The sequence below is a fragment of the Tabrizicola aquatica genome (assembly GCF_002900975.1).
Lineage (GTDB): Bacteria > Pseudomonadota > Alphaproteobacteria > Rhodobacterales > Rhodobacteraceae > Tabrizicola > Tabrizicola aquatica.
In genome coordinates this window covers 614,947-628,408 of record NZ_PJON01000001.1, presented here as the reverse complement: position 1 = coordinate 628,408, position 13,462 = coordinate 614,947, and the positions used below count along the sequence as shown (strand labels likewise).

Annotated in this window: 20 protein-coding genes and 2 tRNA genes; 14 read left to right on the top strand and 8 right to left on the bottom strand. The window is 67.3% G+C overall.

Annotation, left to right across the window (positions count from 1 at the left end; genetic code table 11):
* Positions 1-726: a GNAT family N-acyltransferase gene (locus CXR42_RS03090; RefSeq protein ID WP_146037988.1), complete on the bottom strand. Its 726-nt coding sequence runs from the start codon at positions 724-726 to the stop codon at positions 1-3.
* A 54-nt stretch (positions 727-780) separates the two neighbouring features.
* Between CXR42_RS03090 and msrB the strand changes: the two genes are divergently transcribed.
* Complete coding sequence (gene msrB, locus CXR42_RS03085) at positions 781-1,173, top strand: peptide-methionine (R)-S-oxide reductase MsrB (protein ID WP_103256030.1); 393 nt, start codon at positions 781-783, stop codon at positions 1,171-1,173.
* Here the strand turns inward: msrB and CXR42_RS03080 are convergent, their stop codons facing one another.
* Positions 1,174-1,662: an outer membrane protein assembly factor BamE gene (locus CXR42_RS03080; RefSeq protein WP_103256029.1), complete on the bottom strand. Its 489-nt coding sequence runs from the start codon at positions 1,660-1,662 to the stop codon at positions 1,174-1,176. It abuts the gene before it with no gap.
* Between the two features lie 154 nt (positions 1,663-1,816).
* Between CXR42_RS03080 and CXR42_RS03075 the strand changes: the two genes are divergently transcribed.
* From CXR42_RS03075 to CXR42_RS03035, 10 genes are all read left to right on the top strand, one after another.
* Complete coding sequence (locus CXR42_RS03075; protein ID WP_103256028.1) at positions 1,817-2,386, top strand: YceD family protein; 570 nt, start codon at positions 1,817-1,819, stop codon at positions 2,384-2,386.
* A 186-nt stretch (positions 2,387-2,572) separates the two neighbouring features.
* Positions 2,573-2,779 (top strand): 50S ribosomal protein L32, encoded by a 207-nt coding sequence (gene rpmF / locus CXR42_RS03070; RefSeq protein ID WP_103256027.1) that lies wholly within the window; start codon positions 2,573-2,575, stop codon positions 2,777-2,779.
* Positions 2,780-2,802: 23 nt separating this feature from the next.
* Complete coding sequence (gene plsX, locus CXR42_RS03065) at positions 2,803-3,927, top strand: phosphate acyltransferase PlsX (RefSeq protein WP_103256026.1); 1,125 nt, start codon at positions 2,803-2,805, stop codon at positions 3,925-3,927.
* A complete protein-coding gene (locus CXR42_RS03060; protein ID WP_103256025.1) occupies positions 3,924-4,892 on the top strand; it encodes a beta-ketoacyl-ACP synthase III in 969 nt (322 codons plus the stop codon). Before plsX ends, CXR42_RS03060 begins: the two co-directional genes overlap by 4 nt.
* Positions 4,893-4,979: 87 nt before the next feature.
* Positions 4,980-5,285, top strand: a complete 306-nt coding sequence (ihfA, locus tag CXR42_RS03055) for an integration host factor subunit alpha (RefSeq protein ID WP_483883550.1) — start codon at positions 4,980-4,982, stop codon at positions 5,283-5,285.
* Positions 5,286-5,298: 13 nt separating this feature from the next.
* Positions 5,299-5,997, top strand: coding sequence for a MerR family transcriptional regulator (locus tag CXR42_RS03050; protein WP_103256023.1), 699 nt, complete (start codon positions 5,299-5,301; stop codon positions 5,995-5,997).
* Positions 5,998-6,057: 60 nt separating this feature from the next.
* Positions 6,058-6,135 (top strand) — tRNA-Pro (locus CXR42_RS03045).
* Positions 6,136-6,212: 77 nt separating this feature from the next.
* Positions 6,213-7,292, top strand: a complete 1,080-nt coding sequence (locus tag CXR42_RS03040) for a 2'-deoxycytidine 5'-triphosphate deaminase (RefSeq protein WP_103256022.1) — start codon at positions 6,213-6,215, stop codon at positions 7,290-7,292.
* Positions 7,293-7,451: 159 nt separating this feature from the next.
* A complete protein-coding gene (locus CXR42_RS19445; protein WP_180995952.1) occupies positions 7,452-7,595 on the top strand; it encodes a hypothetical protein in 144 nt (47 codons plus the stop codon).
* 68 nt (positions 7,596-7,663) lie between these two features.
* On the top strand, positions 7,664-8,002 hold the full coding sequence (locus tag CXR42_RS03035; protein WP_103256021.1) for a TfoX/Sxy family protein: 339 nt from the start codon (positions 7,664-7,666) through the stop codon (positions 8,000-8,002).
* Between the two features lie 26 nt (positions 8,003-8,028).
* Here the strand turns inward: CXR42_RS03035 and CXR42_RS03030 are convergent.
* Positions 8,029-8,104, bottom strand: a tRNA-Thr gene (locus CXR42_RS03030).
* A 43-nt stretch (positions 8,105-8,147) separates the two neighbouring features.
* Positions 8,148-9,806: an ABC transporter permease gene (locus CXR42_RS03025; protein WP_103256994.1), complete on the bottom strand. Its 1,659-nt coding sequence runs from the start codon at positions 9,804-9,806 to the stop codon at positions 8,148-8,150.
* Between the two features lie 94 nt (positions 9,807-9,900).
* Between CXR42_RS03025 and CXR42_RS03020 the strand changes: the two genes are divergently transcribed.
* A complete protein-coding gene (locus tag CXR42_RS03020; RefSeq protein ID WP_103256020.1) occupies positions 9,901-10,773 on the top strand; it encodes a hypothetical protein in 873 nt (290 codons plus the stop codon).
* Here the strand turns inward: CXR42_RS03020 and CXR42_RS03015 are convergent.
* Positions 10,770-11,024, bottom strand: coding sequence for a DUF2312 domain-containing protein (locus CXR42_RS03015; protein WP_103256019.1), 255 nt, complete (start codon positions 11,022-11,024; stop codon positions 10,770-10,772). The two genes, CXR42_RS03020 and CXR42_RS03015, sit on opposite strands and share 4 nt — an antisense overlap.
* 131 nt (positions 11,025-11,155) lie before the next feature.
* Between CXR42_RS03015 and CXR42_RS03010 the strand changes: the two genes are divergently transcribed.
* On the top strand, positions 11,156-11,371 hold the full coding sequence (locus tag CXR42_RS03010; protein WP_103256993.1) for a hypothetical protein: 216 nt from the start codon (positions 11,156-11,158) through the stop codon (positions 11,369-11,371).
* A 4-nt stretch (positions 11,372-11,375) separates the two neighbouring features.
* Here CXR42_RS03010 and CXR42_RS03005 read toward each other — a convergent pair whose 3' ends face one another.
* Together CXR42_RS03005 and CXR42_RS03000 are read right to left on the bottom strand one after the other, a co-directional pair.
* Positions 11,376-11,588 carry a hypothetical protein gene (locus tag CXR42_RS03005; protein ID WP_103256018.1) on the bottom strand — a complete coding sequence of 71 codons (213 nt, stop codon included), beginning with the start codon at positions 11,586-11,588 and terminating at the stop codon, positions 11,376-11,378.
* Positions 11,585-11,911 carry a TraR/DksA family transcriptional regulator gene (locus CXR42_RS03000; protein WP_103256017.1) on the bottom strand — a complete coding sequence of 109 codons (327 nt, stop codon included), beginning with the start codon at positions 11,909-11,911 and terminating at the stop codon, positions 11,585-11,587. The genes CXR42_RS03005 and CXR42_RS03000 overlap by 4 nt, the downstream gene beginning before the upstream one ends.
* Before the next feature lie 129 nt (positions 11,912-12,040).
* On the opposite strand from CXR42_RS03000, the gene CXR42_RS02995 reads away from it, so the two are divergent.
* Positions 12,041-12,469 carry a protein tyrosine phosphatase family protein gene (locus tag CXR42_RS02995; protein WP_103256016.1) on the top strand — a complete coding sequence of 143 codons (429 nt, stop codon included), beginning with the start codon at positions 12,041-12,043 and terminating at the stop codon, positions 12,467-12,469.
* A gap of 2 nt (positions 12,470-12,471) precedes the next feature.
* Here CXR42_RS02995 and CXR42_RS02990 read toward each other — a convergent pair whose 3' ends face one another.
* Positions 12,472-13,440, bottom strand: a complete 969-nt coding sequence (locus CXR42_RS02990) for a FliM/FliN family flagellar motor switch protein (RefSeq protein ID WP_103256015.1) — start codon at positions 13,438-13,440, stop codon at positions 12,472-12,474.
* Between the last annotated feature and the right edge of the window lie 22 nt (positions 13,441-13,462).

Here is a 13,462-nt window from a genome sequence, read left to right as displayed (position 1 = left end):
CTACCCCGCCACGGCCCGCAAGCTGGCCGCCCTCGCCGCCGGAACCCGGTCCACCTCGACGCAGGTAAAGACATGCAGCGTGTCCAGCTCGCGGTCCACCACCGCGTGATCGCTGACCCAGCCCCCCATCCCCAGATAGGTCCGCAGCAAGGGCGGCAGCCCCGCCAGCGCCGCCCTCCGGTCCCCCACCGGGCCAACGAGGGCGGGATAATCCACCACCTCCGCCGCCTTCCGCCCCGGAAGATGCGCGCCCGGTCCGACGAATTCCTCGGCCAGCAAAGCCAGCCCCGCCCGGTGCGCCCGCCAATCCGCCCCCCGGAACGAGGTGCAGCCCACCAGCAGCCCCGCCTGCCCCTCGTCCACCAGCCGCGCCATCGCCCCCCAGGTCAGGCGCAGCACATCCGGGTGCACGCCCCCCGGCGCCAGGCAGAACCGGCCCATCTCGGCGATCGGGCGGGCATAGCCGGACAGCGGCCCCACATCATAGAATCGCGCCGCATAGCCCTGCGCCAGGCCCGCCCCCCAGCCGAACAGCATGACCCGGAAATAACCCAGAAGCGCCCCCCCAGCTTCGACCATCACATGGGCCGACAGCGCGTCCTGGGCGTCCGCTTCCTGCCCGCCGGCGCGGGGAAAGCAGGCGGCGCGCAGGGCCATGACCCGACCCATGTCCCCCGGCCCCCGCGCCAGCCGCGCCACCATTCCGCCCCTGCTGATCGGCTCCACGCCCTTTTCCCCCGGGGCCCCAGGCCCTAGATTGACCCCATAAAGGAGACCCGCATGGACAAGATCGTCAAGTCAGATGCCGAGTGGCAGGCCCAGCTTTCGGACCTCGCCTACAAGGTGACCCGCAAGCATGGCACCGAACGCGCCTTCACCCACGATGACTTCCCCAAGGCCCCCGGCACCTTCCGCTGCATCTGCTGCGATGCGCCGCTGTTCGATCAGGCCACCAAGTTCGACAGCGGCACCGGCTGGCCCAGCTTCTATGCCCCCCTAGACGCCGAGATGGTGGGCGAGCAGTCCGACAACAGCTGGTTCATGCGCCGGACCGAGGTGCACTGCAACCGCTGCGAGGCGCATCTTGGCCACGTCTTTCCCGACGGGCCAAAGCCCACCGGGCTGCGCTACTGCATCAACGGGGTTGCCCTGCGATTCGAGCCGGCGGACTGATCAGTCCGCCAGAAGGCCCCCTGCATCAAGCCGGCCGAAGCTGCCCAGAAGCTGCTGGATCAGGGTCAGGCCCTTGATGTTCGTCTCGGTCACCCGACGCGAGATCTGGACGACCTTGCCGTCCTCCAGCCCGTAACGGGCAATGTTCTCGACCGTTCCAGACTGGTTGAAGGTCACGGCCAGCACCTGACGCTCGATCTCCTTCGGCTCTCGCGGGCCGAAGTGGCGGTACTTGCTTTGCACGTAATACCAGCCCTCGTCGTTCAGCAGGCCTGAGGTCGAGGGACGCCCGATCTTCTGGCCCACCGTCTCACGCGTGTCGACGCCGACCTCGACCAGCGCAAGTTCGTCCTCGGCCGGGACATAGCCGTGGTTTCGGATCACCGGCGAACAGGCCGCCAGCCCCGCCCCAAGGACCAGCACGAGGCCGCCCTTGCGCCAACCGGACCCTGCCGCCAGGACCGCGCGCGCCAACCGGTAGAATGCCATGCCTGTCCTCACCCTCTGATCGTCGGGCCGAACCGGCCGAACACGGGTTCTTCAAAACCCCTGGGGTTCGGGATAACAGAAGCAGAGGCCTCTGTTCAAGAATGGAACGCCGGACCCGCCCCCGGCGTTGCTCTTACCCGACTGGATCACGCGAATGACCGACCCCGACCGCCCCACCCGGTTCCGCACCGCCGCGCTTTCCCCGCGCAAGCCGACCCGATTCCGTTTTGCCCCGGACGGCACGGCCCGCGCCGCCCTGGCGCGCGACCTTGGCCTGATCGCCTTGCAAGAGCTGCATCTTGACGGCGAGATCACCCCGAACGGCCGCGACGAGCTGGTGCTGACGGCCAGACTGCAGGCCCGCGTAGACCAGGCTTGCGTTGTCACGCTGGCCCCGGTGCCGGCCCGGATCGAGGATACGGTCCGGCGCCGCTACAGCGCGGCCTATGTCGACCCCGAGGGCGAAGAGGCCGAAATGCCCGAGGATGACAGCGTCGAGCCCATGCCCGAAGTCATCGACCTTGCCGACGTCGCGGCCGAGGCGCTGGCCCTGGCCCTGCCGGAATACCCCCGCGCCCCTGGCGCAGAACTGGGGGAAAAGGTGGTGGCCCCGCCCGGCGCCGAGCCGCTGACCGAGGCCGCGCTGAAGCCTTTTGCCGGCCTGGCCAGCCTGGCAGAACGGCTTGCGGCAAAAGACGGAAACGACCCCGAAGGCGCGGAATAGGCGTCCCCTGGCCGGGCGCCGGCACTTGCGAAATGGGGGCTTGCACCGCCCCGGAATCCGAGTATGTTCCGCGCCTCATTCAAGCTGTGAAGCAGCAGGTGTCGGCTATTGCCCAACGGCCGGCCAACCCGCTGTAGAACAAGGAAAAACCGGGGCCTCCCGTCCCCACTGCCCAAAGGTTGAGACATGGCTGTCCCGCAGAACCGCACCACGAAATCCCGCCGCAACATGCGCCGCGCGCATGACGCCCTCGTTGCCGCCAACCCGAACGACTGCCCGAACTGCGGCGAACTGAAGCGTCCGCACCACGTCTGCAGCGCCTGCGGCCACTACGATTCGCGCGAAGTCGTCTCGATGGCGCGTGAGGTCGATCTGGACGAGGACGCGGCGTAATCAACGCCCCGCGCGACGTTCCCATGGCCACCGGACCCACGTCTGAGTCTGCCACGGCTGCCGAGCGTGTCGTCATTTCGGTGGACGCCATGGGTGGCGACCGGGGACCGGCAGCGGTTGTTGCCGGTCTTGTCGACTCGTTGGCACAGCATGATCGGCTGGACGTGATCGTCCACGGCGACGAGGCTGTGTTGCAGCCCTTGCTTGCGCGCAATCCCGCGCTTGCCGCGCGCATCACGCTGCGCCATGCAGCGCGTGTGGTCACGATGGAGGACAAGCCCAGCCAGGTGATGCGTCACGGCCAGGGCACCTCGATGTGGTCGGCCATCGATTCCCTTCGTGAAGGTCAGGCCGCCGCGGCGGTGTCGTGCGGGAATACCGGGGCGCTGATGGCGGTGTCGATGCTGCGCCTGCGCAAGATGCCCGGGCTGAACCGCCCCGCCATCGCCAGCCTCTTTCCGACGCCGACCCCCGGCAAGATGAACGTCATGCTGGACATGGGCGCCGACGTGAAGGCCGAGCCGCGTGATCTGATGCAATACGCCTTCATGGGCGCGTCTTATGCCCGCAACGGCCTTGGGATCGCGCGCCCGCGTGTCGGCCTCTTGAACGTCGGCACCGAAGAACATAAGGGCCGCGCCGAGTTGCATGAGGCGCACGCCCTCTTGGGCCAGCACGCCGGGGCCGGAAGCTTCGATTATGTCGGCTTTGTCGAGGGCACCGACATCCTGTCCGACCGCGTGGACGTGATCGTGACCGACGGCTTTACCGGCAATGTCGCGCTGAAGGCGATCGAGGGAACGGCCCGTCTGGTCGGCGACCTTCTGCGTCAGACGCTGACCTCGACACTGATGGCCAAGCTGGGCGCGCTGATGGCGCGGGGTGCGCTGGGGCGGCTGCAACGCCGCATTGACCCGCGCCGGGTGAATGGCGGGGTGTTCCTGGGGCTGAACGGCACGGTGGTGAAATCGCATGGCTCGGCCGATGCGACGGGCGTGGCGGCCGCGATCGGGCTGGCGTTCCAGCTGGCCCAGGCCGGCTTCCTGGAGCGGCTTGCGGCGCGGGTTGCATCCGCCGAAGCTGCGGGGCAGGATGCGGCGAATGAAGGCTCTGGCGCGACCGGAGCAGGGGGCGATCTGACCGAATGATACGTGCGGCAGTAAAGGGTGTTGGGCATTATCTGCCTGACCGGGTCGTCCCGAACAGCGAGTTCGAAGCGATCGTCGAAACCTCGGATGAGTGGATTCGCTCGCGCTCGGGGATCGAGCGGCGGCATTTCGCGGCCGAAGGGCAGCTGACCTCGGACCTTGCCGCCCGCGCCGCCCGTGCCGCCCTTGCGGACGCCGGGATGGATGCGGACCGGGTCGATGCGATCATCGTCGCAACCTCGACCCCCGACCTGACCTTCCCATCGGTCGCGACCATGGTGCAGGCCGAACTTGGGATCACCAAGGGCTTTGCCTTCGACGTTCAGGCAGTCTGCGCAGGATTCGTCTATGCGCTGGCCAACGCCAACGCGCTGATCGCTGCGGGACAGGCCAATTGCATTCTGGTCATCGGGGCCGAGACCTTCAGCCGGCTGATGAACTGGAAGGACCGCTCGACCTGCGTCCTGTTTGGCGACGGCGCAGGTGCAGTGGTGCTGGAGGCGACCGAAGGTGCCGGAACGCCCTCGGACCGGGGCATCCTGTCAACCGACCTCAACTCGGACGGGCGCTACAAGGACATCTTGTATGTCGATGGTGGCACCTCGACCGGGACGACCGGGCACCTGGTGATGGAAGGCAAGGAAGTCTTTCGCCACGCCATTGAAAAGCTTGCACAAACTGCACACACCGCATTGGACAAGGCCGGTCTGACACCCGACGACGTGGACTGGATCGTGCCGCACCAGGCCAATATCCGCATCATCGAGGGCACGGCCAAGCGCATGCAGGTTCCGATGGACCGCGTCGTTGTCACCGTGCAGGACCACGGCAACACCTCGGCCGCCTCGATCCCGCTGGCGCTGTCGGTCGGCAAGGCGCGCGGCCAGATCAAGCCCGGCGACCTGATCGTGACCGAGGCGATCGGCGGCGGCCTGGCCTGGGGCGCGGTGGTCCTGCGCTGGTAGGCGCCTTTAACCACGCATCCCAAGTGCTTGATATTGACTCGTAAATCCATCCGGCCCAATCATGGCGGAAATAGCCACGTGGGGGACGTGATGAGTGAGAAGACCCTGACCCGGATGGATCTCAGCGAAGCGGTCTTTCGCGAGGTTGGTCTGAGCCGCAACGAATCCGCCAATCTGGTGGAAAGCGTGTTGCAGCACATGTCCGACGCGCTGGCCGCGGGCGAGACGGTGAAGATTTCCTCGTTCGGCACTTTCTCGGTCCGAGCGAAATCCGCGCGTGTCGGCCGCAACCCCAAGACCGGGGAAGAGGTTCCGATCTCGCCCCGCCGGGTGCTGACCTTCCGCCCGTCGCATCTGATGAAGGACCGCGTTGCGGCCGGGAAGAAGCGCTAGGGGATAGCAGCGGATGGACAAGTCGCCGGACGCCTTCCGCACCATCAGCGAGGTCGCCGAACATCTGGAAACCCCGGCCCATGTGCTGCGGTTCTGGGAAAGCCGTTTTCCGCAGATCCGGCCGGTGAAACGGGCGGGGGGTCGGCGCTATTACCGCCCCTCGGACGTTGCCCTGCTGGCGGGCATCAAGCGCCTTCTGCATGACGAGGGGCTGACGATCCGCGGCGTGCAGAAGATCCTGCGTGACCAGGGCGTGCGCCATGTGGCGGGCCTTTCCGACGATTCGGTCCCAGTCGATCTGCCCGACGGCCTGCCTGAGCCAGCGGATTTGCCGCCCCTGGTGCCCGGCGAAGCGGTGCCCGAGGCTGCCTTCATCGCCATAGAGGATGAGGAAGAGACCGCACCCCCTCCTACGGCGCCGCAAGTGCAAGCCCCGGCCGCGCCGGCGCCGGTTCAGGCGGTGCTGCCGCTCTTCGACCTGCCCATCGCGCAGCCAGTTCCTACCCAGCCTGCCCCAGTCCAGCCAGCCGAAGCCGACCCCGCGCCAAAGCCCAGGCCCATCCTGCGCAATGATGTGACCTTTGCCAGCCGAATCAGGGCCTTGCCGCCCAAAGCTCTTTCAGATGCCATGCCTGAGGTGTCGGCGCTTGCCCGGCGCCTTGCTGCCTTGCGTGCCCGACTGGGCGATCGTGCCGAAGGTGGCACGGCATAGCAGTGCAATGCGCTTTCCCGCTTGCACCGGCCCGGAATACCGGTATGTATCCCCCCGTGTCGGGCCGTAGCGCAGCCTGGTTAGCGCGTCCGTCTGGGGGGCGGGAGGTCGAGAGTTCGAATCTCTCCGGCCCGACCATCGAAAACCCGCCCGCCTGCCAACCGGCATGGCGGGCGGTTTTATATCCGGCACCACGCCGGTGAAGGGGGACGGCAATGACATCCGGAGTTCTGCCCGCCCAAGCCCTGCGCCAGCTGATCGCCGCCGGCGCGCTCTCCGCCCAGCCAGCGATTCTTGACGACCAGATCCAGCCCGCCAGCCTGGACTTGCGCCTTGGTTCCGTTGCCTACCGCGTGCGCGCCTCGTTTCTGACGGGGCACGGTCGCACGGTGCAGGACCGGCTGGACGAGTTCACCATGCACAAGGTGAACCTTGCCGAAGGCGCGGTGCTGGAAAAGAACTGCGTCTACGTGATTCCCCTGGCCGAGCGTCTGGCCCTGCCCCAGGGCGTGACCGCCGTCGCCAATGCCAAAAGTTCCTCGGGGCGTCTGGACCTTCTGACCCGCACCATCACCGATGGCGGCACCGAATTCGACCGCATCCCCGAAGGTTATCACGGCCCGCTTTACGCCGAGGTCTGCCCGCGCAGCTTCTCGGTTCTGGTGCGCGAAGGGCAGCGGCTGAACCAGATCCGCTTCCGCCAGGGCCAGGCGGTCCTGTCCGACGCCGAGTTGCACACCCTCCATGCACGCGAGCCGCTGGTCTCGGGCGAGGCCGTCATCTCAGAAGGGCTGGGCTTTTCGGTTGACCTGAAACCGGCGCAGGGCACGCTGGTCGGCTACCGCGCCAAGCCGCATGCCGGTGTGATCGACCTGGACCGCATCGGCCACTATCCCGTCGCCGACTTCTGGGAGGAACTGCACTCGCGTGACGGCCGCATCATCCTGGACCCCGGCGCGTTCTACATCCTTGTCAGCCGCGAGGCGGTGACGATTCCCCCCGACTATGCCGCCGAGATGGCCCCCTATCTGGCCATGGTGGGCGAGTTCCGGGTGCATTACGCCGGTTTCTTCGACCCCGGCTTTGGCCATGCTGCCGCAGGGGGCGCAGGCTCGCGCGGGGTGCTGGAGGTGCGCTGCCACGAGGCACCCTTTGTGCTGGAACATGGCCAGGTCGTCGGCCGCCTGGTCTATGAGCACATGAAGGAACGCCCGCAAACACTTTATGGCGCCGGGATTTCCTCGAATTACCAAGGCCAGGGCCTGAAACTGGCCAAGCAGTTCCGTACGGGCTGAGGCCCTGTTGGAAAACCCGACCTTCTGGCGGAAATCTGTTGCCGAATGTGCACGATTCTGACAAATCGTCGCAAATTCGCCATCGACCCGGCTTGCCTGCGCCCCTATGCGACGCAATATCGGTAAAAGGCGACAAGAGCCAGCAAACGGAGCAGTCAGATGGCCACCACTTCCGCAACCCCGCAGCAACAAGCCGGCGGTTCCGGTTCGTCCACCCAGCAACAGCAGCAGGGATCCAGCGCCCCGCAACAGGCCGGCCAGCACACCGGGAAACCGATCTTCCGCGACTGGGCGGCGATCTGATCCCGACCAGCCGTTGACAGATGCCGGGCCAGCCGCAAGGCTGGCCTTTTCCATGTCCGGGGATACCCATGCCCGCGCCCGTCTCTTCGATCCCGAACCTCGGCCCCGCCTCCGAAGAGGCGTTTGCCCGCGCCGGCATCACCACGGCCGAGGAAATCCACGCCCTTGGCCCGGATGAGTCCTACCGCCGCCTCCTCGCCGCCGGCACGCGCCCACATTTCATCGGCTATTATGTCCTGGTGATGGGCCTGCAGGGCCGGCCCTGGAACGACTGCAAGGGCGAGGAAAAGAAGGCGCTGCGCAAACGCTTCGACGCACTCTGCGCCGGGTTCAACCGCTCGGACGTCAAGCTGCGCGCCGATATGGAGGCGATGCTCAGCTACCTTGGTGTCGTGGAACGGGCGTAGGGTGGGCAATCTGCCCACCTTCGGGATGGTGCCCCCAGAGAGACTCGAACTCCCGACCCTCTGATTACAAATCAGATGCTCTACCAGCTGAGCTATAGGGGCCACCTCTCCGTCAGATACCCTCGACAGGGGCCCCGCGCAAGGGTCAGTCCCGCTGTTCGCGCGCCAGAAGCACCACCGCGACCATGCCGACGGCCATCACCACCAGCGCCGCCGGGGCCGCTTCGGACAGACGCTCCAGGCTCGCCAGCTCATAGACCCGCGTTGCCAGGGTGTTGTAGTTGAAGGGACGCAAGAGCAGCGTCGCAGGCAGTTCCTTCACGCAATCGACGAACACCACCAAAAGCGCCGTCAGGACCGACCCGCGCATCAGCGGCAGATAGACCGCCGACAGCGTGCCCCCCGGCGTCCGGCCCAGCGAGCGGGCCGCCATCGGCAGGCTGGGCGCGACCCGGCCATAGGCCGCATCCAGCGCGCCCTGGGCGATGCCGAAAAAGCGCACCAGATAGGCAAGACCCAGCGCGAATGCAGTGCCGGTGATCAGAAGGCCCGGGTCCCAGCCCGTGGCGGCCAGCACCGTATCGGCCAACCAATGGTCCAGCGCCGCCAGCGGGATCAGCAGCCCCAGCGCCAGCACCGCCCCCGGCGCGGCATAGCCGATCAGGGTCACCGGCAGCACCAGGCCCGCGACCCGGCTGCCCGCCATCCGCAGCGCATAGACCAGGTACAGCGCCGCGGCCACTGTCGCCACCGCCGCGCCGCCCGCCACGACCAGCGTGTTCACGAAGGCCTCGACCAGGCCGGGGGCCAACCACCCCTCGGGCGCCGACAGGCTTTGCGCCAGCATCACGCCGACCGGCAACAGGAACCCACCCGCCACCGGCAAAAGGCACAGCGCGGTCGCCATCCAGCCCGCGACGCCGTCCAGGGGCTGCGGCTCGACCTCGCGCGCGCCGCGGCCCAGGCGGTGGAACTTTGCGCCGCCGCGCCCTGCCCGCTCCAGCCCGACCAGAAGCAGGATCAGCGCCAGGATCACCAGCGCGATCTGCGCCGCGCCCCCGGCATTGCCGCCGTTCAGCCAGGTCGAGAAGATGCCCGTCGTCAGCGTCTGCACCCCGAAATGCTGGACCGTGCCGTAATCGGCCACCGTCTCCATCAGCGCCAGCGCCACGCCCGCCGCAACTGCCGGGCGCGCCAGAGGCAGGCCCACGCGCAGGAACAGCCCCCAGGGCCCGCAGCCCAGGGCGCGGGCCACCTCATAGCTGCGGCCCGACTGCTCACGCCAGGCCGCGCGGGCCAGAAGGTAGACGTAAGGATAAAGCGCGAAGGACAGCACCAGGATCGCCATGGTCAGCGAACGCGTCTCGGGGAACCAGTAGTCGCGCGCAGTGGTCCAGCCGAAGGCGGCCCGCAGTGCCGATTGCAGCGGGCCGGCATAGTCCAGGAAATCGACCAGCGCATAGGCGCCGACATAGGCCGGGATCGCCAGGGGAAACAGCAGCGCATGTTTCAGCCAGTCCCGCCCCGGAAAGCGATACTGGCTGACCAGCCAGGCCGCCCCCGTCCCCATCAGCGCCGTCAGCGCCGCCACGCCCAGCATCAGCCCCAGCGTCGTCGCCAGATAGCGCGGCAGCACCGTGGCCATCAGATGCGGCCAGATATTTTCGGTCGGGGTCAACGCGATCCAGAGAATCGCCACCACCGGCGCCAGCACCACCACGGCAATCAGAACCGCCCCCGGGGTCCAGAGGTCAGGGCGCAGGTTGCGGCGCGCCGGATCAAGTTGACTGAAACGCTCGGTCATCATCCGGGGCTTAAAGGAAAGCGGTTTGACTGTCCAGAAAAGCCCGTATAGTCCGCCTCTAAGCCGGCCCCAGGGCCATAGTGAATCAGGCCCGATGCGCATCGTCTATCACCTTGGCGCCCATTGCACGGACGAGGATCGGCTGATCCGATGCCTTCTTAAGAACCGCGCGGTCCTGGCTGAAGAGGGGATCGCCATCCCCTCGCCCACCCGCTATCGCAAGCTTCTGCGCAATACGGCGGTGCAGCTGAAGGGCGCGCCCGCCTCGGCCGAAACGCAGGCGATGATCCTGGAACAGATCCTTGACGCCCCCTCGGCCGACCGGATGGTGTTAAGCTGGGAAAGCTTCATGGCCTTTCCGGCCTGGGCAGTCCGGGGCGCGTTCTACGAATTCACCGGCGAGCGGATCCGCGCCTTCACCAATGTCTTTCCCGACACCGAGCCCGAGTTCCACCTTGCGATCCGCAACCCTGCGACCTATCTGCCCGCCCTCAAGGCCAAGATCGCCGAACGCGGGCAGGACCCCAACCTGGTCGAGGCTGATCCGATGTCGATCTCGTGGTCTGACGCAATCCGCCAGATCCTGCACTTCAACCCCGGCGTGCCGCTGACGGTCTGGTGCGATGAGGATACGCCCCTGATCTGGCCCGAGGTGCTGCAGGCCGTTTCTGGCCATGCGACGACCACCCGCTTGCAGGACTGCGACGACGTCTTGGCCCTGGTCCTGACCGAGACCGGGCTTTCCCGGCTGAAGGCCTATTGCGTCCAGCATCCGCCCGCCTCGGTTAGCCACCGCCGCCGGGTCATAACGGCCTTTCTCGAGAAATTCGCCCGCCCGCAAGAGATCGAGGTCCCGGTCGAGATGGCAGGCTGGACCCAGGACTACGTGGACGAGCTGACCGCGCGATACCACCAGGATATCGCGCGCATTCGTCAGATGCCCCGGGTCCGCTTCATCGACCCTTAGCTCATTCCCAGCGCGGTCTTGTAAAGCTCAAGCACGGCCTCTTCTTCGGCCAGTTCGTCCGGCTTGCGCTTGCGCATGGCGATCACCTTGCGCATGACCTTGGTGTCATAGCCGCGGCCCTTGGCTTCGGCCATCAATTCTTTCTGCTGCTCGGTGACGTCCTTCTTCTCGGCCTCAAGCTGTTCGTACCGTTCGATGAACTGGCGCAGCTCATCGGCGGTCACGGCATAGGGGTCGGTTGCGTCGGCCATGGCGTCCTCCGGGGGAAATGGTGGGGGGTTCCTACCCCGGCCCGGCCCCCGGGTTCAAGCGGGAAGCCCGGGCCTTGCGCGGCAGTGGCGGGCGGGATAGCGAGACGGCAGACTTTCCGGGGGACACGCGGATGCAGGCACTGATCTGGGGCGGCGCGGCACTGACGCTGCTGGGCGTGGCGGGCCTTGGCTATTGCGTGGTGCGCACACTCAAGGCGCGAAACGCCGGCCTGCCGGACGAGGTGTTGCGCGCTGAACTGCAGCGGATCGTGACGATCAACCTGGGCGCCCTGGGCGTGTCGGCCTTGGGGCTGATGCTGGTCGTCCTGGGGATCGTCCTGGGCTAAGCCCCTAGATCGGCATGTTGTCGAAACCGGCTTCGGTTTCGGCCTCGATCTCGGCCTCGGTCGCCGGGGTCGCGCGGGGGGCGGCGCCGGTCATCATCCCCTTCAGCGCATGCATTTCGGCCAGCAGAAGTTCCAGCCCCTGTTCCTGCAGCGCCACTGTGGTCGCGACCAGTTCGGTCTCGGTTTCCACCAGCTTGTCCATCGGCGTCTTGGTCATTTTGCACAGCTCCTGCACAGGGGGGTCCATGGGATCGCATCCAGCCGCGCCTCGGCGATGTCCTCGCCGCAGCGGACGCAGGTGCCGTAATCGCCGACCTCGATCCGCTGCAGCGCGTTGCGGATCTGGCGGATTTCGATCTGGCCCGCCTCACCTGTCGCTTCCAGCACCTCATCGCCCTCGCGCTCGACGGCAAGCTCGGACCAATCAGGATCGTTGTGCGACTCAAGTTCTTCCTCAATCGCCTCCAGCCGGGCGCCAAGTTCGACGAGGCGGCGTTCGAGTTGCGCCTTGCGCGTGGAAATCTGCGTCTTGGCCTGCATGCGGTTCTCCTTCGATGAGCCCCTTTTGCCATGCGCCTGGCGCCCGCGCCTTGACCCACGTCAAGCTTGCGCTTTTGCTTTTCGCCGCGCCCCGGTATGGTCGCAGCCGCAGATTGAAAGGACAGCCCGATGGATATCCGTGCCCTGACGCCCGACTATGCCGTCTCGCCCCAGATCGAGCCAGGCGACCTGCCGGCGATCAAGGCGGCCGGTTATACCACGGTCATCGACAACCGCCCCGATGGCGAGATTCCGCCGCATCTGCACACGGACGCGATGCGCCACGCTGCCGAGGCGCTGGGGCTGACCTTTGTCGCAAATCCGGTGATCGGCGGCGCGCTGACCATGGACAACGTGACCGCCCAGGCTGCGGCCATCGCGGCGGCCACGGGGCCGGTGCTGGCCTATTGCGCCTCGGGCAACCGGTCGTCGGTGGTCTGGGCCCTGGCCCATGCCGGCAAACGCCCGGTGGACGAACTGGTCGGCATCCCCGCCCGATTCGGCTATCAGCTTGACCATCTGCGCCCGCAGATTGAGGCCCTGGCCCGCCAGGGCTAACGCTATCCGGCCGCGCGCAAACCGTCCCCTTCGTCCAGAAGACCGGGGTCCAGCATCATCGACAGGACGGGTCGCATCGAGGGAGAGTCGGTCGGGGCCATTTCCGCATTTTCGGTCAGCTTCAGCGCCCGCATGCCGCGATGCTGGCCCAGGCGGCCGGTGGCGATCTTCCGCCCCTCCATCGTTTCCAGTGCCACCCCTTCGACCGAGGCCTGCCCCAGCGGCAACACATCGCCGGGCAAAAGGCCCATGACCTGCTTCAAGGGCAACGTGATCCGCCCAATCACCCCGTCCAGCCGGCAATCGGCCTGCATCACTTGAGCCGACAGGGCGGCGGTGAACTGCGGCGCCTCGCCCTCGCCCAGACTGGCCAGCGTTGCGGGCCGTTCGCCCCGGCCTTGCGCCGGCAGGATCAGCAGCACCTGCCCCGACCGTTTGCCGCCGCCCATCGCCACCTCGGCCGAGAGGACACGGTAGGGCTCATCCTCAAGCATCAGGCCCAGAGGGCGCACCTCTTCCAGAAAACTGGCATAGCGAAAGCCCCCGGCCCAGGCGAGGTCGGCCTCCTCGGCCAAGGCTTCATCCAGGCCGGCAAGGGCGCGGTCGACCAGCCCCGCGACCATGGCCGCGTCGATCCGGGTGGGCCGGCGCGGCGTGGGGGCCGCGGCGGTCAGCCGGCCCAGCGTCTGCATCTCGATCAGGGTGCCGGTCACTTCGGGGGCCAGCATCAGCACGCCCAAGGCACCGCGCGGTCCGTCCAGCAGCGCGATCAGGGCCCGTTCGGGGGCAAGCTCCAGCAGGTCGGCCAGGCTGCGCCGGGTGATGGTCATGCGGGTGAAGTCAAGCTCCAGCCCCATGGCATCGCGCGCGGTGCGGGCCAGGGCCAAGCGCCAGCCCCGATCGGCGCCGGGCGCACCTTCGGCTTGCGCCGGGCGGGCGCGGTCGATCTTGCGGCGGATCACGTCGGTCATGCAGGCGTCCCGTCCAGTCCCG